This is a genomic window from Flavobacterium flevense (assembly GCF_900142775.1).
Lineage (GTDB): Bacteria > Bacteroidota > Bacteroidia > Flavobacteriales > Flavobacteriaceae > Flavobacterium > Flavobacterium flevense.
In genome coordinates this window covers 657,497-681,883 of record NZ_FRCC01000001.1, presented here as the reverse complement: position 1 = coordinate 681,883, position 24,387 = coordinate 657,497, and the positions used below count along the sequence as shown (strand labels likewise).

Below are 24,387 nucleotides of genomic sequence, written 5' to 3'. Positions count from 1 at the left end.
AAATATGTCAGAATTATCGATAAATACTACACAAAATGTTATTATTAAATTTACTGCTGCTTCTGTAGGAGAAAGAATGGGAGCTTATGCATTAGATTTAGTTATAAAAATATCTTATCTGGTTACTGTATTTTACATTTTTTACTGGCTTAAAATAGATCAGATTTTTGGAGGAGACCAATGGACGATGATTTCTTTTATGATGATTTTATCGCTGCCGTATGTGTTTTATTCCTTAGTATTAGAAACTCTTTTTGAAGGGCAAACTTTGGGTAAAAAGATTTGCAAAATTAAAGTGGTGAAAATAGACGGTTATCAGGCTTCTTTTGGAGACTATTTAATACGTTGGCTTTTGCGTCTGGTTGATTTTATTTCCAGTAGTGGGTTAGTAGGTTTAGTGGCGATGATTATTAGCGAAAAAACACAACGACTGGGCGATATGGCTTCGGGAACAGCGGTGATTACTTTGAAAAATAAGATTACCATAAACAGCACTATTCTGGAAGAAATAAGTGATGCTTATGTACCGGTTTATCCTTTGGTTATTAAACTTTCAGATAATGATATTCGAATAATAAAAGAAACCTACCAGGCTACATTAGTCAAAAAAACGGTAGACTTTGAAATCATGGGTAAGTTGAAAGATAAAATTGAAAAAGTAACCGGGATAACGCAGCAAGCCGGTACTACTAATGAAGAATTTGTCAAAACCATCTTAAAAGATTATAATTTTTACACTCAGAATATGTAAATACGATTCAGGAGAATTAAATATACAACCTATAATTTTTTAACAGCACTTGGATTTAAATTGCGTTGTTTTTTAAAATAATTAGAAAGATGGCTTTCATCTGTAAAGCCAAATTCATAAGCAATTTGTTTCATCGATAATTGCTTGTTTAAAATTCTCTTTTCTATCAATTGTGTTCGCAATTTGTTACAATAATCCCGATAACTCAACATAAAATTTCGTTTGAAGTAAGCGCCAAAATAACTCTGAGAAATATTAAAATGTTCAGAAATAGTTTTTATTTGAACTAGTTTTGGCTTGTAGATGTTCTGGTGAATATAAGAGATGATCTGGTCGTTATCAATTCCGGAACCGGCAATCTTTATATTCTGTTGCTGTAAACTTTCTTTTATTAATCCAAAAATGGATAAGATTTGGTAAAAAGCTATCGGAGATGTCGAAATAGTAGCTTTGTTGTTGTATGCTCTAATATTATCGATAGTGTTTTTTAAAATGATGGCACAGCTTTCATCCAGTTTTAAAACATTTTCTTTGAGGAATTTATCCCGCATGAAATTTTCAGGTGTGTTAAGTAAAAATTCATCACAGGAAAGCTTTTTATTCGAATTAAAATAAGTATCAGTAAATTTTATAAAGAAAAAGCGTGTTCGTTCCTGAATGTCAAAATAATGCTCATCATCAGTTGAAAGAACAAATAAATCTCCAGCCTGATACGGAATCAGGTTTTTGTTTAACTGATGGATTCCGCTTCCTTTTATAATATAAATAATCTCATAATAGGTGTGACTGTGTCTGGGAAGATGGTATTGATCTTCTTCAAATTCATCGATCACTAAAGTATCAAATTGATTTAATTTTTTCATAAACGAAATTTACAATTTTATAACTCAAATTTACAATTTATTAGCTGTAGTTATCAATAAATTTGCAGCTAAATAAACAAGTGCTGGAGTAATGGCAGGTTTATTAATAATCTTCTTTTAAAAATAAATGAAAAAAAGTTTGCTTTCACTCTCCTTGGGTGGCTTGACAATAGGAATTACGGAGTTTGTGATGATGGGTATTTTGCCTGATATTGCTAAAAATTTAAATATCAGCATACCCGTAGCGGGACATTTAATTTCTGCCTATGCGTTAGGAGTGGTTATTGGTGCGCCTTTATTGGTAATTATCACGCGAAATTATCCGCCTAAGAAAACGCTTTTGATTCTCGCTATGATGATTACTGCTTTTAATTCACTTTCAATCATAGCGCCTAATTATGAGTTTTTGTTTGCGGTTCGATTGCTTTCGGGATTGCCGCATGGTGCTTTTTTTGGAGTTGGTGCGGTAGTTGCCAGCAGGCTTGCTGATAAAGGAAAAGAAGCTCAGGCTATATCGGTTATGTTCGCGGGATTGACTATTGCTAATCTTCTGGGAGTTCCTTTAGGTACTTGCATCGGGCATCATTTTTCATGGCGCTATACTTTTATAATCATTGCTATTGTAGGTACTTTAACAGTAGCTTCGCTTTATTTTTGGATGCCAAATGTTGAAGCTAAAGCCAAAGAAGCGATGAGAAGTCAATTGCAGTTTTTTAAGAAAGCCGAAGCTTGGCTGGTGATTCTTATTACAGCTATTGGAGCAGGTGGATTGTTTTGCTGGATTAGTTACATTGCTCCATTGCTAACGGATATTTCCGGTTTTGATGCCGCTGATGTCCCTTATATTATGATGTTGGCTGGTTTGGGAATGGTTTTGGGGAATTTTATTGGAGGAAAATTAGCCGATCGCTATTCTGCCGAAAAAACAATTATTGTGTTGCTTTCGGTTATGGCTCTTGATTTATTATTGGTGTTTTTCTTTTCGTCTAATCCTTATGTGAGTTTAGCATTGGTTTTTTCTACTGGTTGTATTGCTTTTGCTGTGGCTGCGCCAATTCAAACTTTAATGATACAAACTGCAGTAGGAGCTGAGATGATTGCTTCGGCAGCTATTCAGGCGGCTTTTAATACCGGGAATGCTTTAGGAGCTTTTCTGGGTGGATTGCCGTTAGTTGCAGGATTTAGTTATGCTTCGCCAAATTTAGTTGGTATCACAATGTCAATTTTAGGAGTGCTTTTTACAATAGTTTTTTTGCAAAGAAAGCGACGTATGTTGAAGTTGCAAGCGATTTAAAGTTTTAGTTTACTCGAGTCTTAAATTACTGTTTATTAATTTTATGGAATCGTTACTGATTCCGTTGTTTTTTGCTAATGAATTGAATTGAGAAATTGCTTCTTGTGTTTTTTCGAAAATAGGGCTGGGATTTTTAATTCCAAAATGTTTGGCTAAGGTTGTTAAGTGTTTCAATGTTGGGTTTTTACTTTCACCGGCAATAGTAGTGCTGTGAAAACCATAAGATGAGTTAGAGAAAGTCAAATCATAAGCCGGGGCTAATTTCCATTTTCCATTTTTATCCATCAAAAAAGAAAAGTTTTTGCTGTGGTCATCCCGGTTGTGGGCTAAAACATTAAAAGTGGCTAATTGCAGGATTTTTTTATACGCATTAACATCTTTTTCTAATGTGAAAGCACAATCCATAAGGTGGCCGTAGTCTAAAGAACTCATTCTGAAATTGTCATGCAATAATCCTGCAGCCGAATGTAAATGAAGTTTTTTATTCTGGATTCGGTCAAATCGTTTACTTCCAAAGAAATATTGACCCTTTTTACTTTTAAATAATCGGAATTCATTGACGTCAATTCCGGCTGCTTGTGCCATTTGATTGTAAGTGTATTCGATTAAGGCAATGTCCGGTAAATCATTAATAGATGGAAATTTTATAATCCAATGTTCAAAACCTTCTGGTAAATCAGATTTTCCATAAAGCAATTCCTGGGTGTTTGGGTTAAATCCAATCAATACTTTTGGTCTTGCACCACCTGAAGAGCCGCCAAGATGGAAAAGTTCTTCAATCACATCTTCTGAATTTCCGTTTAAAACAGTTTCGATTTCATTGGAAATCAGGTCTAAATCTACTGCATTAAAATTTGTATAGTTGTTTTCGTATTCAGGCTCGTAAGAGATTGCTCCTGGGCTGTTTTGATCGATGTAAGTCAATCGGTCTAACGGAGTGATTTCATTTAGGTTGATTGCTGTAGAAAGTAATTTTCTGTCTAATAACAATCTTCCCCAACCATCAGGTACAGAATCTGAAAAAACACCAAAAAGTCCCTCTAAATGTGTTTCTTTTGGAGTTAAAATTTCGTTAGACAATTTCATTTTAAAAGGAGAGATTTCTAATCCGGATGAAATAAACTCCGGGTCGTATTTGAAATAGATTTTCCCTTGGCTTTCTACCATGGTTCCAATTTCGACTTTATTATCGTTCAGATTTAGAAAGGCTTTTATTTTTTGGATTTTCCCCATAATTGTTATTTGAATAATTTTTCTATTTCTTTCAAATTATCATCAGGTTTGAAAACGGCATCAAAATCATCTAATTTGTCGAAAAGATGTGCCAGTTTGAGTAATGATGCTAATGCTATTTCTCCTGTATGTTCAAATCGCTTAATGCTTCCTAATGAAACCCCTGATTTAGAGGCTAATTCTGATTGGGATATTTTTTTTTCTTTTCTGATTTTTCTTAACCTTTCGGCTAGTTCTGTTTGAACTTGTAAAGGTGTTTTATGGATGGAGTAGTTTTTCATTTTGGCTAAAATAATAGCCAAATATATCATTTTTATGTCTAAATAGCTAATATGTTAGCTGTTTCATGAGTAAAATAATCGTTGAATTTATTTCTTAAAATAGTGTTCGCTAAACTTTCTTTCAATAAGGAAGAAAAAAACGAATCTCTCGAAAGTATTGGGACAAAAAGCGGTTTTAATTTTTTATATTTTTTACGATTTCTTTCTCGAACCAATCTTTATCCTGTTCTGTTATGAACGAATCTTTTGGAATATAAATAAACTGTAATTTTGAAATATATAGTAGGTAAGCGTTTTTAAGTTGGATTGTTTTTATTAAATGATTATTCATAATTGTACTTGAGGTTCCATCGCTTAAATTTCCAATAATTTTTTCATCATCTATTTCGTAATTTCTTTCTAGTAAGAAGATTTTATTGTCTCCAGAATTGGCAAAACGCCAATATTGGAATATGATAAGTAGTGGGTAAATGAAGCTAAAAAACATTATGAAATAATCATTATTGTCTTTGTTTTCCTTTAATGAAATTAATAATGAAATTATTAAAATTAAAAGTATTAACCACCATCTTTTCTTGAGATAAACAGTGAGTAAAGTTGTGAAAAGAGCTTTGTTTGTGAGTTTTATATTTTTTGTGTTTATCATGGGAGTTTTTTCTAAAAAAAATAGAATTCAGTTTTAATTCAAATATAGCAATTTATTCGTACAAAAAGGAGAGATTTAAATTTTAGAAAATGGTTTGTTTGATGAACAAATCCCTAGCCCTGATAGTAGTGGAAATCCTTTATTGTTTTTCTTTAAAACAATAAAGATTGTAGCGGATAGCAGGAAAAAGCTCCATGTAAAACTGGGATTAATTGAATGATGAGATTCCTTCGTAGGTCACAATAAGGCACAAAAAAACCGTCTCGTTAAAAAACAAGACGGTTTTTTGTTTAGTCTTTTATAGCATTTCCTTGTTTGTCAAAGAAATGATATTCTAAATACGTGTAAGCGTCACGTGGTATAATTTTCACCCATTTTTTATGTTCAAGAAACCATTTTGAACGTAATGATGGAAAACCTTTGCTGAGGTATGCAGCCACAAACGGATGTACATTAAGCACAACTTTTTTGTGGTTTTTTAAAATTCTTTCCAGGTCAGATTGGATTTTATCGATGATTAGAATTGGTGCTTCAATTTCACCATTTACATCGTTTGGATCTTCTTCTCTGGTTTTAATATTTCTTTCTGGTCTTACTCTTTGTCTGGTAATCTGGACTAATCCAAATTTACTGGGAGGTAAGATTTTATGTTTTGCTTTATCGTCGCTCATTTCTTCTCTAAGGAAGTCGAACAGGACTTTGCGATTTTCGGGATTAGACATATCGATAAAATCCACTACTATGATACCGCCCATATCGCGCAAACGCAATTGTCTGGCTATTTCGGCTGCGGCAATCATGTTAACTTCCATGGCTGTGTCTTCCTGGTTAGTCGCTTTATTAGAACGATTTCCGCTATTCACGTCTATAACGTGTAAGGCTTCGGTGTGTTCAATAATAAGATAAGCGCCTTTACTCATGGAAACGGTTTTTCCAAAAGAAGTTTTGATTTGTCTCTCTATATTGTATTTCTCAAAAATAGGTGTGTCGTTTGATTGATAAAACTTGACAATAGATTGTTTGGATGGTGCAATTTCTTGCAGGTAATCCTTTGTTTGTTGGTACAACTCTTCATCATCTATCTGGATACTGGTAAAGGTATCGTTAAAAACATCTCTAAGTATAGAGGAAGCTCTGTTGAGTTCTCCTAATACTTTTGAGGGATGATGAGCAGTTGGTAATTTCTTGCACATTGCAGTCCATCTGCTGAGCAGGTTCTGCAAATCTTTTTCTAATTCGGCTGTGTTTTTGCCTTCGGCTACTGTGCGAACAATAACACCAAATCCTTTTGGTTTGATGGATTGTACAAGTTTTTTTAGTCGGTCTTTTTCTTTTTTGTCTTCTATTTTTTGAGAAATAGAGACACGATCAGAGAAAGGAACTAAAACAATAAAACGTCCGGCAAGGGATAGCTCAGCGCTAATTCTTGGTCCTTTGGTAGATATTGGTTCTTTTACAACTTGCACTAAGATAGATTGATTGGCGTTTATTACATCAGTAATGGTCCCATCTTTGTCTATCTCTTTTTCAAACTGAAAGTTTTTTAGGGAGAAATCTTTTATTTTACCTGCGCTTACAAGTTTTATGAATTTCAGTTGGGAAGTTAAATTAGGACCCAAATCGTGATAATGTAAAAAGGCATCTTTTTCAAAGCCTACATTTACAAAAGCAGCGTTAAGTCCGGCAACTGGTTTTCTGATTTTGGCAATAAAGATATCACCTACCTGAAAGTTGCTTGTCTCTTCTTCTTTGTGTAATTCAATTAGTTTTCCATCTTTTAATAAGGCAAAATCTACGGAATCAGAACTAGATCTAATGATTAATTCTTTATTCACGTTGTAAATTTTTATCTGTTTTTTAGAAAATAGAACATAGAGAGAAGAGCATAGATTTGAAAATCTAAAATCTAAAATCTAAGATCTAAAATCTTATTTACAGATGGATTAAACAATATTTTGAACAGGTATGAACCCGGAGGAAATCAGTTTGCAGTGTTCAGAAAGCAGTAGGCAATTTATGCTGCAATCTGCAATCTAAAATCTGAAGTCTGAAATCCAAATTTCAATGAACGTTTAAAAAGAAAAAAGTAGTTAAAAACTACTTTTTCTTTTTGTGACGGTTAGCTCTCGCTCTTTTCTTACGTTTGTGAGTAGCTACCTTATGTCTTTTTCTTTTTTTACCACTTGGCATAATCGTTTAGATTTTATGATTAATAATATTATTTTGCTTCGTTATTTGTTTTTACTCCTTCTACAAAAACTTTTGCAGGTTTGAAAGCAGGAATGTTGTGTGCAGGGATTTTAATTGTAGTGTTTTTTGAGATATTTCTACCTGTTTTCTCAGCTCTTGTCTTTACGATAAAGCTACCAAAACCTCTTAAATAAACATTGTCTCCAGTTTCTAATGAAGTTTTTACTTCCTCCATAAAAGTCTCTACTGTTGCTTGCACATCACCTTTTTCAAGACCTAACTTTTCTGAAATTTTCGCTACGATATCTGCTTTCGTCATTTTCTTTCCTTATTTATTATTCTGTAATAATTTTTTTGAGTGTGCAAATATATGAATTAAAAAAACAATTATTCAAGCTAATTCATTAAATTTTAATTACATAAACTTTTACTTTTGTCAACAAATATTTAATAATGAATTTTCATAACTTACTAATAAACTGGTATTTACAAAATAAGCGTGATTTGCCGTGGCGAAATACGACCAATCCGTACCAAATTTGGCTCTCAGAAATCATGCTGCAACAGACAAGAGTGGCGCAGGGAATGCCTTATTTTTTGTCTTTTACTGATGCTTTTCCTTCTGTTTTTGATTTGGCGAAAGCCGAAGAAGAACAAGTGTTAAAATTATGGCAGGGATTAGGCTATTATTCCCGGGCCCGCAATTTGCATAAAACGGCTCAATATATAGCGACTGAACTGAATGGTGTTTTTCCGGATAACTATAAGGACTTGTTGCAACTAAAAGGAGTAGGGGATTATACAGCGGCGGCAATTGCTTCTTTTTCTTATAATGAAGTAGTTCCGGTGGTTGATGGAAATGTGTTCCGGGTGCTTTCGCGTTATTTAGATATAGAAACTGATATTGCTCAGGCTTCCGCCAAAAAAGAATTTGCAGCCTTAGCTTTAGAATTAATGCCTAAAGATAATCCGGCCATTTTTAATCAGGCTATCATGGAATTTGGTGCTTTACAATGTGTTCCTAAAAATCCGGATTGTAGCATTTGTGTTTTTAACGAAAGCTGTGCTGCTTTGCAAAAAAAGAAAGTGGATCAATTGCCTGTGAAATTGAAGAAGCTGAAAGTAAGAAACCGATACTTTAATTATTTCATGCTTTCGGATGCGGAGGAGAATACTTTGATTCAAAAACGAACGGCAAAAGGAATCTGGCATAACTTATATGAGTTTCCTTTGCTTGAAACTTTACAGGAAGAGGATTTTGAATTTGTATCGAATGCAATTCAGCAAGAATCTTTTTTTACTAATCCTATAATAAGTATGCGTGCCTGCAATGAAAAAAGTATTGTACATAAACTATCACATCAGCATTTGCATATTAAATTCTGGAAGCTGAATGTAAAAGGGAAGGTGGAAAATGGAATAACTAAAGAGCAATTAAAGCAATATCCTTTTCCTATTGTGATTCATAATTTTATTGAATCAGAATAGAATAAAATAGCAAAAAAATGTACCTTTGGTATATCACGTATCAATACAACTATGAACGGAACATTAAATAAGGTAATGCTAATAGGTCATTTAGGTGACGATGTTAAGATGCACTATTTTGAGGCAGGTAATTGTATCGGAAGATTTCAATTAGCTACCAATGAGGTGTATATTAATAAGACCACCAATGAAAAAATTACCTCTACTGAATGGCATAACCTCGTAGTGCGAAATAAAGCGGCAGAAATATGTGAAAAATATTTGTCAAAAGGAGATAAAATTTACGTGGAAGGAAGAATTAAATCCCGTCAATGGCAGGCAGAAGATGGTTCTATGAAACATACTACTGAAATTCAGGTGACAGAATTTACTTTTTTATCAACTAAAAAAGATACTGAAAACAACAAGCAAATTCAGAGCCCGGAATCCGTAAAAAACACTAACTTTGACACACCAAATAAAGGCTTGCCTATCAATGATTTGCCTTTTTGATTGTTTAACTAATCTTTTTTAATTTGGACCCAGAGCCCAGTTTAAATTTCGTTTATACTTTAGATTTTAGTCTATTGTTTGGTTTCGCCGGAATATTTGTATTACTGTTTTGTTCTGCAGTAGTTTCGGGAGCCGAAGTCGCCTTGTTTTCGCTGTCGCAAAAAGATCTTGATGAAACTCTTCAGGAGAATATTTCCACCGGAAAAATCATTTCAGAATTATTACAAAGACCTAAAAAATTATTAGCAACGCTTCTTGTGGCTAATAATTTTATTAATATAGGAGTTGTTATTCTTTTCTCTTTTATAGGTTCTGATTTGTTTGCAGCTATTACTTCACCACTATTAAAATTTATTTGCGAAGTTATCGTTGTTACTTCGTTGTTGTTGCTTTTTGGTGAGGTTTTACCTAAAGTGTATGCCAGTAGAAATAATGTAAAGTTTGCTAAAAGAATCGCTTATCCTATTTCTCTTTTAGATACTATTCTTTCGCCTATTAGTATTCCTATGCGGGCTACTACGGTTTATTTGCATAACAAATTAGGGAAACAAAGAACAAGTTTTTCGGTGGACCAATTATCGCAAGCATTAGAATTAACGGCTACTGATGAAACTTCGACAGATGAACAAAAAATTTTAGAGGGAATTGTTTCTTTTGGGAATACGGATACTAAGCAGGTAATGAGTCCGCGGATTGATATTTTTGCATTAGAAATCACCGAAACCTTTAGCGAAATCTATGTTAAGATTCTGGAAAAAGGCTATTCCAGAATTCCGGTTTATCGCGATAGTATTGATCATATTGAAGGGGTTTTGTTTATCAAAGACTTGTTGCCTTATATTGATAAAAAGGAATTTGACTGGACAACTTTAATAAGAGAAGCCTTTTTTGTGCCTGAAAACAAAAAACTGGATAATTTGTTGAAGGATTTTCAGTCTATGAAAAGTCATCTTGCTATTGTGGTAGATGAATATGGCGGAACATCAGGTTTGGTTTCATTAGAAGATGTAATTGAGGAAATTGTAGGTGATATTAGTGATGAGTTTGATGATGAGGATATTAATTTTTCTCAAATCGATGATCGAAATTACCTTTTTGAAGGAAAAATAAACCTGAAAGATTTCTATCGAATTGTAGATGTTGACGAAGAACTATTTGAAGAACAAAAAGGAGAAGCCGAAACTTTAGCAGGATTTATTCTGGAGATTTCAGGTAATTTTCCGGCTAAAGGACAAAAAATTTCTTTTGAAAATTGTTTGTTTACCATTGAAGTTGTTGATAAAAAACGTATCAAACAGATAAAAGTAACTATTGATTGATCCTCCTCTGATCCCTTCAAAGGAGGGAATTATAGTATAATAGTTTTTTAAAATAGGAAGATTAATAAACCGAAAATGAATATGTTAAAAAAAGTAATTGCTTTTTCGACAATAATTGTGCTCTTATTATTGAGTTTTAGTTGTAAAGATAATGTGTTGCCTAAACCGGCCAGTTATTTACGACTGGATTATCCTGTAGCTACGTATGCTCATTTTGATAATCAATGTCCTTTTGCATTTGATATGAATGCTAAAGCAATTATAAAAGGCGAAAAAGATTGTGGTTTTACGATTTCTTATCCTAAGATGAAAGCTACTATTTACCTGACTTATAAACCGGTTAATAACAATCTGAATAAATTACTTCGGGATGCTCAAAAGTTGACTTTTGAACACGTTATTAAAGCTGATGATATCCTGGAACAACCTTATTTAAATCCCGAAAAAAAAGTGTACGGGATGTTTTATCAGGTTGATGGTAATGCAGCGACTAATTCCCAGTTTTATGTTACTGATAGTACGAAACATTTTGTGACGGGTTCGGTTTATTTTTATGCAAAACCTAATTTTGATTCTGTTATGCCGGCAGCAAGTTATATTAAAAATGACATGCAACGTCTGATGGAAACACTGGAGTGGAAGTAATTTTTTTGTTCCAAAAAAAGTTATAAATGGAATCAAAGCAATTAAAGTGGGTTTATTTATTGATTCTTTCCCTAATTTGGGGAAGTTCTTTCATTTTGATAAAAAAAGGATTGTTAGGATTGTCTGCTATTCAGGTGGGTTCCTTGCGAATTATTTTTGCTTCCTTTTTTCTTTTGGTTATTGGTTCTAAAAGTTTAACGCTTATCCCAGAGCTAAAATGGAAATATATTGCTGTGACTGCTTTTTTGGGGACTTTTTTCCCTGCTTTTCTGTTTGCTCTTGCTCAAACGGAATTAGATAGTTCTGTAACTTCAATTTTAAATTCGTTAACACCGTTAAATACATTAATAATAGGGGCGTTGTTTTTTGGGATTGGATTTCAAAGAAAACAACTTTTAGGTGTATTAATAGGGCTTTTGGGAAGTTTGCTTTTGGTTTATAATGGTGCTGTAAATAATCCGGAACAGAATTATTATTACACCTTATTAGTTATCCTGGCCTCTTTTTGTTATGCAACCAATGTTAATTTGATCAAGAAATATTTGTCCGGTTTAAGTCCGGTAAGTATAACTACGGGGAATTTTGTTGTGCTTTTAATTCCTTCGATACTGATTTTGGTTTTTTCAGGTTTTCCGGAACAAATTTATTTAGAGAAGACACAAACTGCGGTTGGTTTTATTTTAATTTTAGGTGTTTTAGGAACAGGAATTGCTAATATTTTGTTTTTTAAATTAATCCAGCTGGGTTCTCCTGTTTTTGCGGCATCAGTTACTTATCTGATTCCTGTGGTTGCTTTCTTCTGGGGTTTACTGGATAACGAAATGCTGACGCTTGTTCAGTTTTTTGGAGCTTTTATTATATTGGCGGGAGTTTATTTGAGTGCCAGAAAGTAAGGAGTTATGAGTTAAACTACGTGAATTTTTTAAAGTTTAACTCATAATCCATAACGTTTTTACTGTTTAGAAAACAGGTTTCTCAACAGGATTTCCGTATTTGTCAAAATAAAAAATAGGGATATTGAGTTTTTCTAATCCCGGAATAACTTCCTTGCCTTTTCCAACAATAATTATTCGGGAATTATCAATTAAGAAGTATTTGTTAGCAGCATTCATCACATCTTCTTTAGTGACTGCATTAATGGTCTTGATGTAATTTTCGTAAAAATCAGCGGGTAAATCTTCCGTTTCTATGTTTAAGGCATATCGTGCAACTGATTCCGGTTTTTCGGCTTTCATTACAAAACGACCAATGTAGCCTGCTTTAGCATTATCAAGTTGTTCAGTAGTTACTTTTTCGGTTCTTATTTTTTTGATTTCTTTGATGAATTCAACCACGGCACTATCAGTCACGTTGTTTTTTACTGCCGATGCTGAGCGAATGCTCGTAACATATTTTCCTGCTCCAATATTAGTACTTGCGCCATAAGTCCATCCGTGAGCTTCTCTTAAATTCATGTTGAGGTAGCTGTTAAAACCACCGCCTAGGATGTAACTGGCAATTACAGCCGGGAAAAAATCTTTGTCATTCATTTTTAATTTATAAGTGTTTACCAATGAAATTTCCGATTGCACGGCATTGGGAACATCAATAAAATTAATTTGAGTTGTTGCTACATTGCCCGGATCAGGATAGATGGTTTTGTTGGTATTGGTTCTTTTCCAGGAACCAAAAAGTTGCTCGACAATTGGTTTAATTTCCTCATATTTAACATCTCCTACAATGGCTAAATAGGCATTTTGCGGAACAAAATTAGTGTTGTAATTTTTTATAATGTCTTCTAATGTGATTTTGGAAATGCTTTCTTCAGTCATGAATTCCCCCGATGGATGGTTTTTTCCATAAGCTAATGCATTTACCAATCTGTTAGCAATAGAAGAAACGCTTTTTTCCTGAGAACGCAATCCTTCTATGGCTTTGGCTTTTTCTTTTTCTAATTCTTCCTGAGTAAAATTAGGATCCAGAGCACCGTAAGCTAAAAGTTCCAGAGTGCGTTTTGAAAATTTAGAAAGTGAACTTCCGTAAGCGCTATTGGAACTAAAGGAGATATTGGCTCCCATAAAATCAATTTCTTCGTTGAAATCTTCTTTGGATATTTTGCTGCTTCCGTTACCTATCAGATTGCTGCATAATTCATCCACTCCTTTTTTTTCTCCTTCGGCAAATGGAGGATTGTCTATAGTAAGGTTAAAAGTTACTTTAGGGAGTTTGTGATTTTCCACAATCATTACTTTTAGTCCGTTTTCTAAAAGAAAAGTTTGTGGTTTTTTTATATTGACAACAGGAGGTTTTCCCGGAATAGGTTGTTTGCGTTCTTGTGCTTGCATGATTGCGGTGACTAAAATTAGAATAAATAGAATACTTGATTTTTTCATGGGTTGAAAGGACTTAGTTTTCATTTTTTTCAGGGTTAGGAATGTAGTCTAGTATCAAACGCTGGTTTGGATTAAGATATTTTTTTGCAACAGCCTGAATTTCTTCTCTGGTAACTGAACGGTAGATGTCGATATCATTGTTAATCAGGTTGACATCTCCGTAGAGTAAATAATATTTGGCCAGATTCTCGGCAATTCCTTCTACACTTGAATTTTCATTTATATATTGATTTTCAAATTGATTCAATAATTTTTGATAATCTCTCTCCGAAATTAAATTGGTTTGAATTTTCACAATTTCTTCATCAATTTCTTGGAGTAAATCTTTATTAGTAAAATTAGTCATGGGTAACCCATATAAAATGTACATACCATAATCTTCCTCATTGAAACCTACAGCACCAATTTGTAATGCTTTTTTTTGCTCATCCACTATTTTTTTATACAATTTTGAACTCTTACCGTCACTTAAATAAACAGATATAAAATCCAGAACTCTGGCATCTCTGGTTTTCATGGATGGTGTACGGTATGCTGCAACAAGCATCGGGATTTGGATGTTGGGATCAATGTGTGTGGCTTTGATAGTTTCGGTTATTGGTTTTTCAACAAATGTTTCTCTTTTTATTGGAGCTCCTTTTTTAATGGGTCCAAAATATTTCTGAATCCATTCTTTAGCTTGTTTTTGTTCGAAATCGCCGGCAACGACCAGAACAGCATTGTTAGGAACATAGAATTTTTCGTTAAAAGCTTTGAAATCTTCCAGTTTTGCTGAATTTAAATGTTCGGTAGAACCAATAGTAGTCCATCGGTACGGATGGTTAATGAATAAGTTCTTTTTAACAGCTTCGATTATTTTGCCGTAAGGCTGATTGTCATAACGGGAATTTTTCTCTTCCTTGATTACTTGTTTTTGGGTATCAACCCCAATTTGGTTAATCACCGGATGCATTAATCTTTCAGATTCCATCCATAATGCTAATTCTAAATTGTTGGAAGGAAAAACTTCATAGTAATAAGTACGGTCGTCGGAAGTGTTAGCGTTATTTACTCCGCCATTAGCAGTGACAATATTAAACCATTCGCCTCTTTTAATGTTTTGAGTGCCTTCAAATAATAAGTGTTCGAAGAAATGGGCAAAACCTGTTTTGTTAGGGTTTTCGTCTTTAGAACCCACGTGGTACATTACCGAAGTGATCACCACCGGAGCGCTGTTGTCCTGATGTAAAATAACGTGCATGCCGTTGTCTAAATCATATTCTTCAAAGGCTATTTTTTGAGCAGAGGCGACACCGCCAAGTAAAAGTGCAGTACTTATTGCCATTATTGTTTTTTTCATATAAGATTAATAAAAAATAAGGTTGCAATACTTTATTAGTAATATTGTTTCTCCAAAAATACTTTTTTTTAGTATTGGTTGTGTGATGTGGGTTTTTTTAACAAAAAAATAAGTTGTTATCAGGTTTCTAAAGTATTGAAAATAAAGTAAAAAAGAGAATAAAAACTTTTTTAAATTTAGTGATTGCGTGATAAAAAAATAATTGTATATTTGCAACCTTAAAAATCAATAAATCAATTTGGTATGTATGCAATCGTAGAGATAGCAGGGCAACAATTTAAAGTAAGCAAAGACTTAAAGGTTTATGTTCACCGTTTGTCTAACGAAGAAGGATCAAAAGTTTCTTTTGATAAAGTTCTTTTATTAGATGACAATGGGAATGTAACTTTGGGCGCCCCAGCTATAGAAGGTGCTTCAGTAGAAGCTAAAGTGTTACAACACTTAAAAGGAGATAAAGTTATCGTTTTCAAAAAGAAAAGAAGAAAAGGATACAAAAAGAGAAATGGTCACAGACAATATCTTACTCAAATTGTAATTGAAGGTATTACAGGTGCAGGTGCTAAAAAAGCGGCTTCTAAAAAAGCAACTGTTGAAGCAACTACAGAAGAAGCTGAAGCTCCAAAGAAAAAAGTAGCTAAAGCTAAAAAAGAAGATACTCAAGAATAATAACAATATTAAAACTAAAACATCATGGCTCACAAGAAAGGTGTCGGTAGTTCTAAGAATGGTAGAGAATCAGAATCAAAACGTTTAGGTGTTAAGATTTTTGGAGGACAAGCTGCTATCGCAGGGAACATCATCGTAAGACAAAGAGGTTCGAAACACAATCCAGGTGAAAATGTTTACATCAGTAAAGATCACACCCTACACGCAAGAGTAGACGGAATTGTTAAGTTTCAAAAGAAAAGAGACAACAAATCATACGTTTCAATCCTTCCATTTGAAGTAGAAGCATAATTGATTTACTCAATTTATTTAAAAACCTGTTAGCGTAGCTAGCAGGTTTTTTTGTGTTTAAAAGTTATTGATTCAATCAAATGTTGCATAAAATATTTTATCACAGAAATCTATTTGGTTTAATATCTTTTGCAATAGCAATATTGCTACTGATTAGCTATTGAAACTATCATTTTCTGAGTTAGCAGTTATAGACTTTCCGGTAAATGGTATAAAAAACAAATCCCCTTGCTTAATTAAACAAGGGGATTTATTGCAAAAACTGAATTAATAATGGTATTTAATCCATTGGACCTCCTGGTCTTCCACCACCAAATCCTTCCGGGCGTTCACCTCTGTCCATTCCTTCCCTGTCTCTGTTTCTTCCGGGAGCTTTTCCGGCAAAGTTTTTAATTTGGTAGGTTAAAGAAAACATGGCATAACGTCTTAAAACGGTGTTTTCGTTATCCGTTACAGATGTGGCTGAAATGCTTCTTGTAATGCTTTGATTTTGATTTAGGATATCATATACTTTTACTTTAGCAACAAAAGTTTTATTTAAGAAAGTATAAGATAAACTGGTATTCCATAAATAAAAACTTTGATTGATGGAATTGTAAGTGTATCCAAAATCGTTACCCCAAATCCAGTTAGTAGGCCAATAACTTGTAGTTTGAAGATTGACTCTGTGCACCACATTAGATCTCGCATTAAGGGAACTAATGTCATATGTTGTTTCATTATAAGAGAAATTATAAGAAGGTGCAATAGTGAAAAATTCTCCATAATCATAATTAAGATACACTCTTGGAGATATTCCTATAGATTTTGCGCCATATAAAACACCATTAGTGAAACTCTTAGAGAAAGAGTGATTAGCATTTAAGGCTATTCCGTAACGCAATAAATTAGCTTCCTGTTTAATAGATTTATTCCAGCTTCCACCTGCTGAAAGAGAGTAGGTTCCTGATATGTTTTCATAAGATGTAGTACGGCTATTATCAGGGTTATAAATAGAAGTGCTAATAATATCATTATTGTAAAAGTTGCTATTCAGATATAGACTATAACCTGAACGGGTTTGAAAATTAAAATTTCTATAGCTAATGTTAGCATTATGTGTTTCGGTAGGATTTAAATTCGGGTTTCCTGTTACGGTGTTTAGTGTACTCGAAACGTTTTCTATAGGAAGCAACTCTGAAGCTGAAGGCAGAGACTGACTGTAGTTGTATCTGGCTGTAAAAAACTTCGAACGGTCTATTCTATATCTAATTTGGGCACTACCATAAGGTAAGACATATTTTTTATTTAGGTCAGTTGTTGCTCCTTTGTAAAAAGAATGGTTGTTATACTGTGTGATAGATGTTGTAGAATTGACATCAAATGTGAATTTATTTTTTTGAAATCGAATACCGGCTTTTGGAGCAATACTATTTTGTTTTGAAGTCAAATAAGTGGTTTGTTCATCATTTAAATCAGTATAGATATCATTTCCAATATCATCATAGGTTTTATTGTCGTTAATGTTATTTTGATAGTTGTATTCTACACCAATTTTAAAACGAATAGAATCAGTTACTGGTTCAGTATATTCAATTTCAGCTGAATACGAATCACTTATACTATTGTTTTTGGAATTTTGGTCTCTGGAGATGTTTCTGTTAAGTACGCCATTACTATCATAGAAATTTGTTTCTGATTCAACAAAATTATTTGAATTCGATTTGGAATTATTGTTATTGAAACCAAAACTTAAATTTCTTGCCCTCTTCTCAAAAGATTTATTAAAGTTTATTGCGTTGCTAAAATTATTCGATTCGTTTCTGTTGAAAGATGCTGAATTAGCATCATATGCTTTTTTGCCAGTGGTTAAATTATCACTTATGCTATTTGAATCAGGATTGCTCTCTGTGGTAGAAGTGTTGAATTTTGGTGCAACAAACAATCGTATTGTTGGCGATATTTTATATTCTAATTCTACATTAGCTTTATTGCTGATGTTTCGGTTGTCAGTATTAGAATTCGAAGTTGTAAAATAAGAATTGCCATCTGGTCGTAACTCAGTGGATTCAGAATGGTTTTTATTTTTAGTATGAGCCTCTGCATAATTATAATTAGCATTTGTTTCAAAGTCTTTAAATATTTCATCAGAATAGTTGAATCCTAATAAATTTGATGTGGTAATACCATTGGCTTGACTTCTGTTGACCGTTGAGCCTCTGCTGTTTCTTCCGCCACCCATATTGTCAAAAACTTCGTCCTGAGAAAATCCCTGAGCATTAATGTTATTAGAAGAACCAAGTACGCTAATTTTTCTGTTATTCTTAAAAAAGTTTACAATAAAACTCGATTCGTAACGATCATCGGTACCATATCCACCCATGAACTTTCCAAAATAACCTTTATTTTTATCTTCATCAATAGTCAGGTTAATACTGGCATTGTCAGAAGCTGCCTGATCCTTAGAATATTCTTCTTTTTTAGTTTTAAAGTCAGATACCTGAATTTTATTAATGACTTCAGCTGGAAGATTTTTCAATGCCATTGCGCCATCGCGGTCAAAAAACGGTTTCCCGTTTACTAAAAACTGAGTAACTTCTTTTCCGTTGGCAGTAATTTTACCATCGCTGTCTACTTCAAGCCCTGGAAGTTGTTTTAGTAATGTTTCAACATTAGCATCAGGGCGAACTTTAAATAAAGAAGCATTGTACTCAATGGTATCGTTTTTAACCCGGATAGGTGGTGCTTCTCCTTTTACAGTAACTTCATTAAGAGTATTAACTGATTCGGCAAGATAAATGTTATTGAAATCCTTATTAGCGGTAAGATCCTTTTGTTCTTCTGTAAAAGTTTCAAATCCTATATAAGTAACTTTTATAAATACAGGTTTTTCATTTTTTTTAACGGCAAAATTAAAGTCTCCGTTTTTATCTGTCAGCGTATATTCCAGAATAGTCGAATCTTTCACAGTTGTGATATATACTGTAGCAGATTCCAATGGAAGCTGTGTGTTGATGTTAAGTACTTTTCCTTTTAAAGTATAGCTTTGGGCATTAGCATAAAAAGAAAACGCAAGTACGAATAGAAATGATAAATATTTACACATGATGATTTTGGTTAAACTTAACATAAGATGTTAATTAAAAGAAAAGGTTTAATCAAGAAGTGTAAAATTTGTATTTATTTTTTTGGTGTCTAAATCAAGGATTAAAAAAAAACAAAAAACCCTCACATTACTGTAAGGGTTCTATTTTTAATACTTAGTACTAAAAGCTTAATACTAGTATCTGTAATATTCTGGTTTGAATGGACCTTTAACATCAACACCAATATAAGCAGCCTGATCGTCACGAAGAACCTCAAGTTCAACGCCTAATTTCGCTAAGTGCAAAGCAGCCACTTTTTCATCTAAATGTTTTGGTAACATGTAAACGTCATTGTTGTAAGCAGCACTGTTTTTCCATAATTCAATTTGTGCCAAAGTTTGGTTGGTGAATGAGTTACTCATTACAAAACTTGGGTGACCTGTAGCACAACCAAGGTTTACTAAACGACCTTCGGCTAAGATGATAATATCTTTTCCGTTTATGGTATATTTATCAACCTGAGGTTTGATTTCGATTTTAGAAACACCGTGGTTTTTGTTTAACCAAGCCATATCAATTTCGTTATCAAAGTGTCCGATGTTACAAACAACAGTTTTGTCTTTCATCTGCTCGAAGTGCTCTCCAAGAACGATATCTTTATTTCCTGTAGTAGTAATGATGATGTCAGCATTAGCAATTACAGTATTCAATTTTTTAACTTCGTAACCGTCCATTGCAGCTTGTAAAGCACAAATTGGGTCAATTTCAGTAACAGTTACAATAGATCCTGCACCTCTGAAAGAAGCAGCAGTTCCTTTTCCAACATCACCGTATCCGCAAACGATAACTCTTTTTCCAGCCAGCATCAAGTCAGTTGCACGACGAACAGCATCTACAGCCGATTCTTTACAACCGTATTTGTTATCAAATTTAGATTTAGTAACAGAGTCATTAATGTTGATTGCAGGCATTGGCAACGTTCCGGCTTTTACTCTTTCGTAAAGTCTGTGAACTCCGGTTGTAGTTTCTTCAGATAATCCTTTAATTCCGGGAACCAATTCCGGGAAACGGTCAATAACCATATTAGTCAAATCTCCACCGTCATCAAGAATCATATTCAATGGTTTTCTGTCTTCACCAAAGAATAATGTTTGTTCGATACACCAGTCAAAAGACTCTTCGTCAAGACCTTTCCAGGCATACACCTGAATTCCGGCAGCAGCAATTGCAGCAGCAGCCTGATCCTGAGTAGAGAAAATGTTACAAGAAGACCAGGTAACTTCAGCACCAAGGGCTATTAAAGTTTCGATCAAAACAGCAGTCTGGATTGTCATGTGCAAACATCCCGCAATACGGGCACCTTTCAACGGTTGCTCATCTTTATATTCAGCACGAAGCGCCATTAAACCCGGCATTTCAGCCTCAGCCAATTCAATTTCTTTTCTTCCCCAAGCCGCCAGGGAAATGTCTTTTACTTTGAAAGCCACATAAGGCGTAGTCGTTGTACTCATTTATAGTATATTTGTATTGTAAAATTTTTGCAAATTTACGTAATAACTTATTATTTAAAAAGGATTCACAAACATTTATGAAATGTTTAATGTCTTAATCTTTTGAATATTAACTGAATAATTTTATTTTAGTAAAGCGTAATTATTTTTAGAAGCTATTCCCGTCATCCGCTCTATCTTTTTATCCTTAAAGAAAGGATAAAAAGGATGCCGCTTCTACCGGGGCTAGAAAGACATCCGGGTTAAGAGAGAAAACTCATAACTCATAATTCATAACTCAAGAGAATGCCTTTATACAAGAAAATACAATTTAATTCAGCAACTGCTATCTATATTTGGAAGATTACCGAATCCTATGAACAATTGTTTGCAGAAGTCAGTCTGAATCCTAAATGTCAATCCCGGATTACCGCTATGAAATCCCAATTGCATCAACGGGGATTTCTCAGTGTTCGTAAATTGTTAAACGAAGCGGGTTATACTGATTTTGATTTACATTACGATGAATTTGGGAAGCCTTATCTTCAGGACGGAAAACACATTTCCATTACCCATTCCCATCATTTTTCATCCATTATTATAAGCAATGAAACCGTAGGAATCGATATCGAACTACAAAGAGAAAAAATTATTCGCATTGCCGATAAATTCTGTGACGCCGAATTTCAATATTTAGACCGCCAAAAAACAGCCCAATACATAAAAAAACTCACAATAATCTGGGGAGCCAAAGAAGCCATTTTTAAAATCAGAAACGAAAAAGGAATCAGTTTTAAAGATCACATTACAGTGAACGAATTCAATTTAAATCAAGTGCAGACTACTGCAAATTTAAATTTTAACGGTTTGGAAACAAAATTTAATATTCATTTTGAAGAAATGGAAGACTTTACTTTAGTCTATGCTTTGGAGGCTTTTTAACACAAGAATTAAGATCCACAGAGACTCGCAAAGAGAGAAAAGTTTTTTCGCAAAGATTCACAAAGAGAGCACAAAGTTACACTAAGATTTTTTATACATTTCTCAAATTTCTTCCATCAGTGTTCCAAAAAAAATCTGCGTGCCATATTTAAAGATGAGATTTTAAAATTGCTCAAATCAGTATTCCTAAACCTTTTTAGCCCTGTTTTCATACATGCTCACCATTAAAAAAGTTCCCATTTTACGAGCTCTTCTTTTCAGTATTTCCACATTTTCGCCTTCAAAATATTCCTCTAAAGTCTGAAACCAATAATTCAGCCAAATCCCGAATTCATTTGAAGTAATTTTACCTTCAAAATGCGAATCTACTTCATTGTGTACCGCATGCGGATTTCCTTTGTATTTTTTAACCGCAAACAAATTAGTCTCCCAAAAATCAGTAAGTTTTTCAAGATGAGCATCCCAATCTTTTATCATCGTATTAAAATAAAAACCAATTTCCTCATCGGCTCTTATTTTAGCATAGAACTGATGTACTAAAAAATTGACATCAGCTCTATTTTCTATTTGTTTTCTCATAATTATAAACTATTCACAATAATTAATAGTACGCTTAAAAATACACTACTAAGGATTAAATTGAAAACCGTTTTATGACTTAGCTGAGCCAGGATAGAAGTATTGGCAAATATATTAGCAAATACAATAATTGCCAGTTGAGCCATTTGAGTTAATGATGTTCCATTAGCAAGTATACACATTGCCGCTGTCGCTCCCAGACAGCTTTGCCCAATTATTGCCATAGTAGCAGAACCGATGTAACTTTTGTTGAAATTTTCGAATGTTGTGTTATAAAGTGTCATGATATATTTGTTTTATTAGTACAAATTTACCACGATAAAACACCTCGGTTTTATGACTAAAATCATAAAACAAAAACTTTTTTAACGGTATACTTTTCTGTTGATAATTTTTAAATCGCCTTTTTTTTCTAATGATTTTATGGCTCTTATCACCGTTTCTACTCTTAGACCTGTTAAATCGGCAATTTGCTGTCGGGTGAAATTAATCAGGAAACCGGCATTTTCTTTTTTAAAATGAAATTGCTCGATAGAATAATCAATTAGTCGTAATACGCGATGTTCCGGATCCTGAGAAGAAATTTCGGCTGCCATAACCGATTTGTAATACAGCCGTTGCGAAAGGTTTTTAATCACCTTTAAGCTAATATCCGGATTATTTTTCAGTAATTCCAGAAACTTGTCTTTTGTGATTGTAATTATTTCACAATCAGTTACTGCAACAGCATTAGCCGGATAAACCTGATCTGTAAAAAGGGGTGGTTCTCCAAAACATTGATCTTTGTAAAATATTCCCTGAATAAATTCTTTGCCTTCATCATTGAAATTATTCATTTTTACTTCGCCTGAAATAATTTGATGATAATACAGGGGCTGATTACCTTCTTTAAAAATGAGATCCCCAGTTTTAAAGTGTTTTTTTGTTCCGCCAAATTCTTCGAGTACTACTAAAGCAATCATGATAAAGAAATTATAAGTCTTAAAAAGACCAACAAATATAATTGTTTCAAAATGGTTCTTTGGCGATAAAAACTTTTTACTTTTACATTCTCATGGAAAAAACAACAATCTATCAGGAAATACAGGCAGCTAAAATGGCAAATAAAAAATTATTAGCCATTCTTTTAGATCCCGATAAAATAGTTTTGGAAAGTTTAGACAGTTTGATTGTCAAGATAAATCAATCGCCGGCAACGCATGTTTTTATTGGCGGAAGCCAAGTAGAAAGCAATATTTTAGACGATTTGATTATTAGAATAAAACAAAATTGTGTTTTACCAATAGTGCTTTTCCCGGGACACCCATCTCAGATATCGAATCATGCTGATGGGATTTTGTTTTTATCGTTATTGTCAGGACGAAATCCGGATTATTTAATTGAACATCATATAAAAGCAGCACCGATTTTAAAAAAAACTCAGCTCGAAATTATTTCTACTGGCTACATTTTAATCGAAAGCGGATGCGAAACGGCTGTGGAACGCATTAGTCAAACAAGACCATTGGACAGAAACAACCCGGAATTAGTGTTGCATACCGCTCAGGCCGGTGAAATGCTAGGATCTCAATTAATTTATCTTGAGGCCGGAAGCGGTGCCAAACAGGCTGTTCCATTAAAAATGATAGCATTTGTTGCTAAAAACATCCAAATTCCATTACTGGTAGGTGGCGGAATTATAACGTTAGAAGCTATTGAAAAAGCGTATCAATCCGGAGCTGATCTGGTTGTTATAGGAACTGCTTTCGAAAAAGATGCTGATTTTTTTAATGCTCAAATAAAATTATAAATGATAGATTTTTTTTTCGCACAATATGCTAATTATCCGGCTTCAGAAATTGCATTGGAATTAATCGGTGTTTTTTTTGGACTAGCCAGTGTGTGGTTTGCTAAAAAAGACAATATTCTCGTTTTTCCCACAGGTTTGATAAGCACTTTTATTTATGCTTATTTATTATGGAAATGGGAATTGCTGGGTGATTCTATGATTAATGGGTATTATTTTATAATGAGTATTTATGGCTGGTACCATTGGACAAGAAAAAAAGGCGATGTGGAAGAATTTCCTGTTTCCCGAATAACAAAAAAAGAAAAACAGGCGGCATTTGTTATTTTTATTTTAACTTTAGTTTTTGTGTATCTGGTGTACCAGTATTTTGATAAATTTATTAACTGGTTCAATTATATAGATACCTTTTTAACCGCAGTCTTTTTTGTAGGAATGTGGTTGATGGCAAAACGGAAAATAGAAAACTGGATTTTTTGGATTGTAGGAGATTTTATCTCAATACCTTTGTATTTTTTTAAAGGATATACTTTTACCTCTCTGCAATATTTGATTTTTACAGTTCTGGCGGTATATGGTTATTTAGAATGGAAAGAAATTTTAAATAAAAAAGAGTCTGATCAGGAAGCTTTTTTAAATAATAATAGTTTATAAT

Annotated in this window: 25 protein-coding genes; 12 read left to right on the top strand and 13 right to left on the bottom strand. The window is 33.5% G+C overall.

The features are described 5' to 3' along the window. The first annotated feature begins 4 nt into the window (after positions 1–4). Positions 5–751: an RDD family protein gene (locus BUB89_RS03020; protein WP_073241708.1), complete on the top strand. Its 747-nt coding sequence runs from the start codon at positions 5–7 to the stop codon at positions 749–751. 29 nt (positions 752–780) lie between these two features. Here the strand turns inward: BUB89_RS03020 and BUB89_RS03015 are convergent, their stop codons facing one another. Then, complete coding sequence (locus BUB89_RS03015; protein ID WP_073241705.1) at positions 781–1,614, bottom strand: AraC family transcriptional regulator; 834 nt, start codon at positions 1,612–1,614, stop codon at positions 781–783. Between the two features lie 127 nt (positions 1,615–1,741). On the opposite strand from BUB89_RS03015, the gene BUB89_RS03010 reads away from it, so the two are divergent. Continuing rightward, a complete protein-coding gene (locus tag BUB89_RS03010; protein ID WP_073241703.1) occupies positions 1,742–2,908 on the top strand; it encodes an MFS transporter in 1,167 nt (388 codons plus the stop codon). A gap of 9 nt (positions 2,909–2,917) precedes the next feature. On the opposite strand, the gene BUB89_RS03005 is transcribed toward BUB89_RS03010, so the two are convergent. The 5 genes from BUB89_RS03005 to BUB89_RS02985 form a co-directional block, all read right to left on the bottom strand. After that, positions 2,918–4,141: a type II toxin-antitoxin system HipA family toxin gene (locus BUB89_RS03005; protein WP_073241701.1), complete on the bottom strand. Its 1,224-nt coding sequence runs from the start codon at positions 4,139–4,141 to the stop codon at positions 2,918–2,920. Positions 4,142–4,146: 5 nt separating this feature from the next. Then, positions 4,147–4,443, bottom strand: coding sequence for a helix-turn-helix domain-containing protein (locus BUB89_RS03000; RefSeq protein WP_234982507.1), 297 nt, complete (start codon positions 4,441–4,443; stop codon positions 4,147–4,149). 154 nt (positions 4,444–4,597) lie between these two features. Further along, the gene (locus BUB89_RS02995) at positions 4,598–5,068 is read right to left on the bottom strand and encodes a YcxB family protein (RefSeq protein ID WP_073241699.1); all 471 of its coding nucleotides are present in this window, start codon (positions 5,066–5,068) and stop codon (positions 4,598–4,600) included. Between the two features lie 290 nt (positions 5,069–5,358). Beyond that, entirely contained in the window at positions 5,359–6,903 is a 1,545-nt protein-coding gene (locus tag BUB89_RS02990; RefSeq protein ID WP_073241697.1) for an Rne/Rng family ribonuclease, read from the bottom strand. A gap of 383 nt (positions 6,904–7,286) precedes the next feature. Then, entirely contained in the window at positions 7,287–7,577 is a 291-nt protein-coding gene (locus BUB89_RS02985) for an HU family DNA-binding protein (RefSeq protein ID WP_007805026.1), read from the bottom strand. A gap of 134 nt (positions 7,578–7,711) precedes the next feature. Here BUB89_RS02985 and mutY point away from each other — a divergent pair, with 134 nt between their 5' ends. The 5 genes from mutY (at position 7,712) to BUB89_RS02960 (ending at position 12,095) form a co-directional block, all read left to right on the top strand. Further along, a complete protein-coding gene (gene mutY / locus BUB89_RS02980) occupies positions 7,712–8,746 on the top strand; it encodes an A/G-specific adenine glycosylase (protein ID WP_073241695.1) in 1,035 nt (344 codons plus the stop codon). Positions 8,747–8,797: 51 nt separating this feature from the next. Further along, complete coding sequence (locus BUB89_RS02975) at positions 8,798–9,238, top strand: single-stranded DNA-binding protein (protein ID WP_073241693.1); 441 nt, start codon at positions 8,798–8,800, stop codon at positions 9,236–9,238. Positions 9,239–9,261: 23 nt separating this feature from the next. Continuing rightward, positions 9,262–10,557: a gliding motility-associated protein GldE gene (locus BUB89_RS02970; RefSeq protein WP_073241691.1), complete on the top strand. Its 1,296-nt coding sequence runs from the start codon at positions 9,262–9,264 to the stop codon at positions 10,555–10,557. Positions 10,558–10,638: 81 nt separating this feature from the next. Next, positions 10,639–11,202: a gliding motility lipoprotein GldD gene (gldD, locus tag BUB89_RS02965; protein ID WP_073241882.1), complete on the top strand. Its 564-nt coding sequence runs from the start codon at positions 10,639–10,641 to the stop codon at positions 11,200–11,202. Between the two features lie 26 nt (positions 11,203–11,228). Then, a complete protein-coding gene (locus tag BUB89_RS02960) occupies positions 11,229–12,095 on the top strand; it encodes a DMT family transporter (protein ID WP_073241689.1) in 867 nt (288 codons plus the stop codon). Between the two features lie 66 nt (positions 12,096–12,161). On the opposite strand, the gene BUB89_RS02955 is transcribed toward BUB89_RS02960, so the two are convergent. Beyond that, positions 12,162–13,598 (bottom strand): M16 family metallopeptidase, encoded by a 1,437-nt coding sequence (locus BUB89_RS02955; protein ID WP_234982506.1) that lies wholly within the window; start codon positions 13,596–13,598, stop codon positions 12,162–12,164. Then, positions 13,588–14,913 (bottom strand): M16 family metallopeptidase, encoded by a 1,326-nt coding sequence (locus tag BUB89_RS02950; RefSeq protein ID WP_073241687.1) that lies wholly within the window; start codon positions 14,911–14,913, stop codon positions 13,588–13,590. Before BUB89_RS02950 ends, BUB89_RS02955 begins: the two co-directional genes overlap by 11 nt. Positions 14,914–15,156: 243 nt before the next feature. Between BUB89_RS02950 and rplU the strand changes: the two genes are divergently transcribed. Both rplU and rpmA read left to right on the top strand, forming a co-directional pair. Further along, positions 15,157–15,579 carry a 50S ribosomal protein L21 gene (rplU, locus tag BUB89_RS02945; protein ID WP_073241684.1) on the top strand — a complete coding sequence of 141 codons (423 nt, stop codon included), beginning with the start codon at positions 15,157–15,159 and terminating at the stop codon, positions 15,577–15,579. Positions 15,580–15,603: 24 nt separating this feature from the next. Continuing rightward, a complete protein-coding gene (gene rpmA, locus BUB89_RS02940; RefSeq protein ID WP_073241682.1) occupies positions 15,604–15,870 on the top strand; it encodes a 50S ribosomal protein L27 in 267 nt (88 codons plus the stop codon). 280 nt (positions 15,871–16,150) lie between these two features. Here the strand turns inward: rpmA and BUB89_RS02935 are convergent, their stop codons facing one another. Continuing rightward, entirely contained in the window at positions 16,151–18,979 is a 2,829-nt protein-coding gene (locus tag BUB89_RS02935) for an outer membrane beta-barrel protein (RefSeq protein WP_234982505.1), read from the bottom strand. Positions 18,980–19,129: 150 nt separating this feature from the next. Continuing rightward, entirely contained in the window at positions 19,130–20,446 is a 1,317-nt protein-coding gene (ahcY, locus tag BUB89_RS02930) for an adenosylhomocysteinase (protein WP_073241680.1), read from the bottom strand. Positions 20,447–20,731: 285 nt separating this feature from the next. On the opposite strand from ahcY, the gene BUB89_RS02925 reads away from it, so the two are divergent. Beyond that, complete coding sequence (locus tag BUB89_RS02925) at positions 20,732–21,367, top strand: 4'-phosphopantetheinyl transferase family protein (RefSeq protein ID WP_073241678.1); 636 nt, start codon at positions 20,732–20,734, stop codon at positions 21,365–21,367. 186 nt (positions 21,368–21,553) lie between these two features. On the opposite strand, the gene BUB89_RS02920 is transcribed toward BUB89_RS02925, so the two are convergent. From BUB89_RS02920 to BUB89_RS02910, 3 genes are all read right to left on the bottom strand, one after another. Next, positions 21,554–21,946: a group III truncated hemoglobin gene (locus BUB89_RS02920; RefSeq protein ID WP_073241675.1), complete on the bottom strand. Its 393-nt coding sequence runs from the start codon at positions 21,944–21,946 to the stop codon at positions 21,554–21,556. A gap of 2 nt (positions 21,947–21,948) precedes the next feature. Continuing rightward, positions 21,949–22,230 carry a hypothetical protein gene (locus BUB89_RS02915; RefSeq protein WP_073241673.1) on the bottom strand — a complete coding sequence of 94 codons (282 nt, stop codon included), beginning with the start codon at positions 22,228–22,230 and terminating at the stop codon, positions 21,949–21,951. A gap of 81 nt (positions 22,231–22,311) precedes the next feature. Further along, a complete protein-coding gene (locus tag BUB89_RS02910; protein WP_073241670.1) occupies positions 22,312–22,908 on the bottom strand; it encodes a Crp/Fnr family transcriptional regulator in 597 nt (198 codons plus the stop codon). Positions 22,909–23,000: 92 nt separating this feature from the next. On the opposite strand from BUB89_RS02910, the gene BUB89_RS02905 reads away from it, so the two are divergent. Next, a complete protein-coding gene (locus tag BUB89_RS02905) occupies positions 23,001–23,735 on the top strand; it encodes a phosphoglycerol geranylgeranyltransferase (RefSeq protein WP_073241668.1) in 735 nt (244 codons plus the stop codon). Continuing rightward, on the top strand, positions 23,736–24,386 hold the full coding sequence (pnuC, locus tag BUB89_RS02900; protein WP_073241665.1) for a nicotinamide riboside transporter PnuC: 651 nt from the start codon (positions 23,736–23,738) through the stop codon (positions 24,384–24,386). Position 24,387: the final 1 nt, after the last annotated feature.

Coding starts and splice junctions, on each gene's coding strand:
- BUB89_RS03020 (WP_073241708.1), top strand. CDS start 5: ATGTCAGAATTATCGATAAATACTACACAAAATGTTATTATTAAATTT.
- BUB89_RS03015 (WP_073241705.1), bottom strand. CDS start 1,614: ATGAAAAAATTAAATCAATTTGATACTTTAGTGATCGATGAATTTGAA.
- BUB89_RS03010 (WP_073241703.1), top strand. CDS start 1,742: ATGAAAAAAAGTTTGCTTTCACTCTCCTTGGGTGGCTTGACAATAGGA.
- BUB89_RS03005 (WP_073241701.1), bottom strand. CDS start 4,141: ATGGGGAAAATCCAAAAAATAAAAGCCTTTCTAAATCTGAACGATAAT.
- BUB89_RS02995 (WP_073241699.1), bottom strand. CDS start 5,068: ATGATAAACACAAAAAATATAAAACTCACAAACAAAGCTCTTTTCACA.
- BUB89_RS02985 (WP_007805026.1), bottom strand. CDS start 7,577: ATGACGAAAGCAGATATCGTAGCGAAAATTTCAGAAAAGTTAGGTCTT.
- mutY (WP_073241695.1), top strand. CDS start 7,712: ATGAATTTTCATAACTTACTAATAAACTGGTATTTACAAAATAAGCGT.
- BUB89_RS02975 (WP_073241693.1), top strand. CDS start 8,798: ATGAACGGAACATTAAATAAGGTAATGCTAATAGGTCATTTAGGTGAC.
- gldD (WP_073241882.1), top strand. CDS start 10,639: ATGTTAAAAAAAGTAATTGCTTTTTCGACAATAATTGTGCTCTTATTA.
- BUB89_RS02960 (WP_073241689.1), top strand. CDS start 11,229: ATGGAATCAAAGCAATTAAAGTGGGTTTATTTATTGATTCTTTCCCTA.
- BUB89_RS02955 (WP_234982506.1), bottom strand. CDS start 13,598: ATGAAAACTAAGTCCTTTCAACCCATGAAAAAATCAAGTATTCTATTT.
- BUB89_RS02950 (WP_073241687.1), bottom strand. CDS start 14,913: ATGAAAAAAACAATAATGGCAATAAGTACTGCACTTTTACTTGGCGGT.
- rplU (WP_073241684.1), top strand. CDS start 15,157: ATGTATGCAATCGTAGAGATAGCAGGGCAACAATTTAAAGTAAGCAAA.
- rpmA (WP_073241682.1), top strand. CDS start 15,604: ATGGCTCACAAGAAAGGTGTCGGTAGTTCTAAGAATGGTAGAGAATCA.
- BUB89_RS02935 (WP_234982505.1), bottom strand. CDS start 18,979: ATGTTAAGTTTAACCAAAATCATCATGTGTAAATATTTATCATTTCTA.
- ahcY (WP_073241680.1), bottom strand. CDS start 20,446: ATGAGTACAACGACTACGCCTTATGTGGCTTTCAAAGTAAAAGACATT.
- BUB89_RS02925 (WP_073241678.1), top strand. CDS start 20,732: ATGCCTTTATACAAGAAAATACAATTTAATTCAGCAACTGCTATCTAT.
- BUB89_RS02920 (WP_073241675.1), bottom strand. CDS start 21,946: ATGAGAAAACAAATAGAAAATAGAGCTGATGTCAATTTTTTAGTACAT.
- BUB89_RS02915 (WP_073241673.1), bottom strand. CDS start 22,230: ATGACACTTTATAACACAACATTCGAAAATTTCAACAAAAGTTACATC.
- BUB89_RS02910 (WP_073241670.1), bottom strand. CDS start 22,908: ATGATTGCTTTAGTAGTACTCGAAGAATTTGGCGGAACAAAAAAACAC.
- BUB89_RS02905 (WP_073241668.1), top strand. CDS start 23,001: ATGGAAAAAACAACAATCTATCAGGAAATACAGGCAGCTAAAATGGCA.
- pnuC (WP_073241665.1), top strand. CDS start 23,736: ATGATAGATTTTTTTTTCGCACAATATGCTAATTATCCGGCTTCAGAA.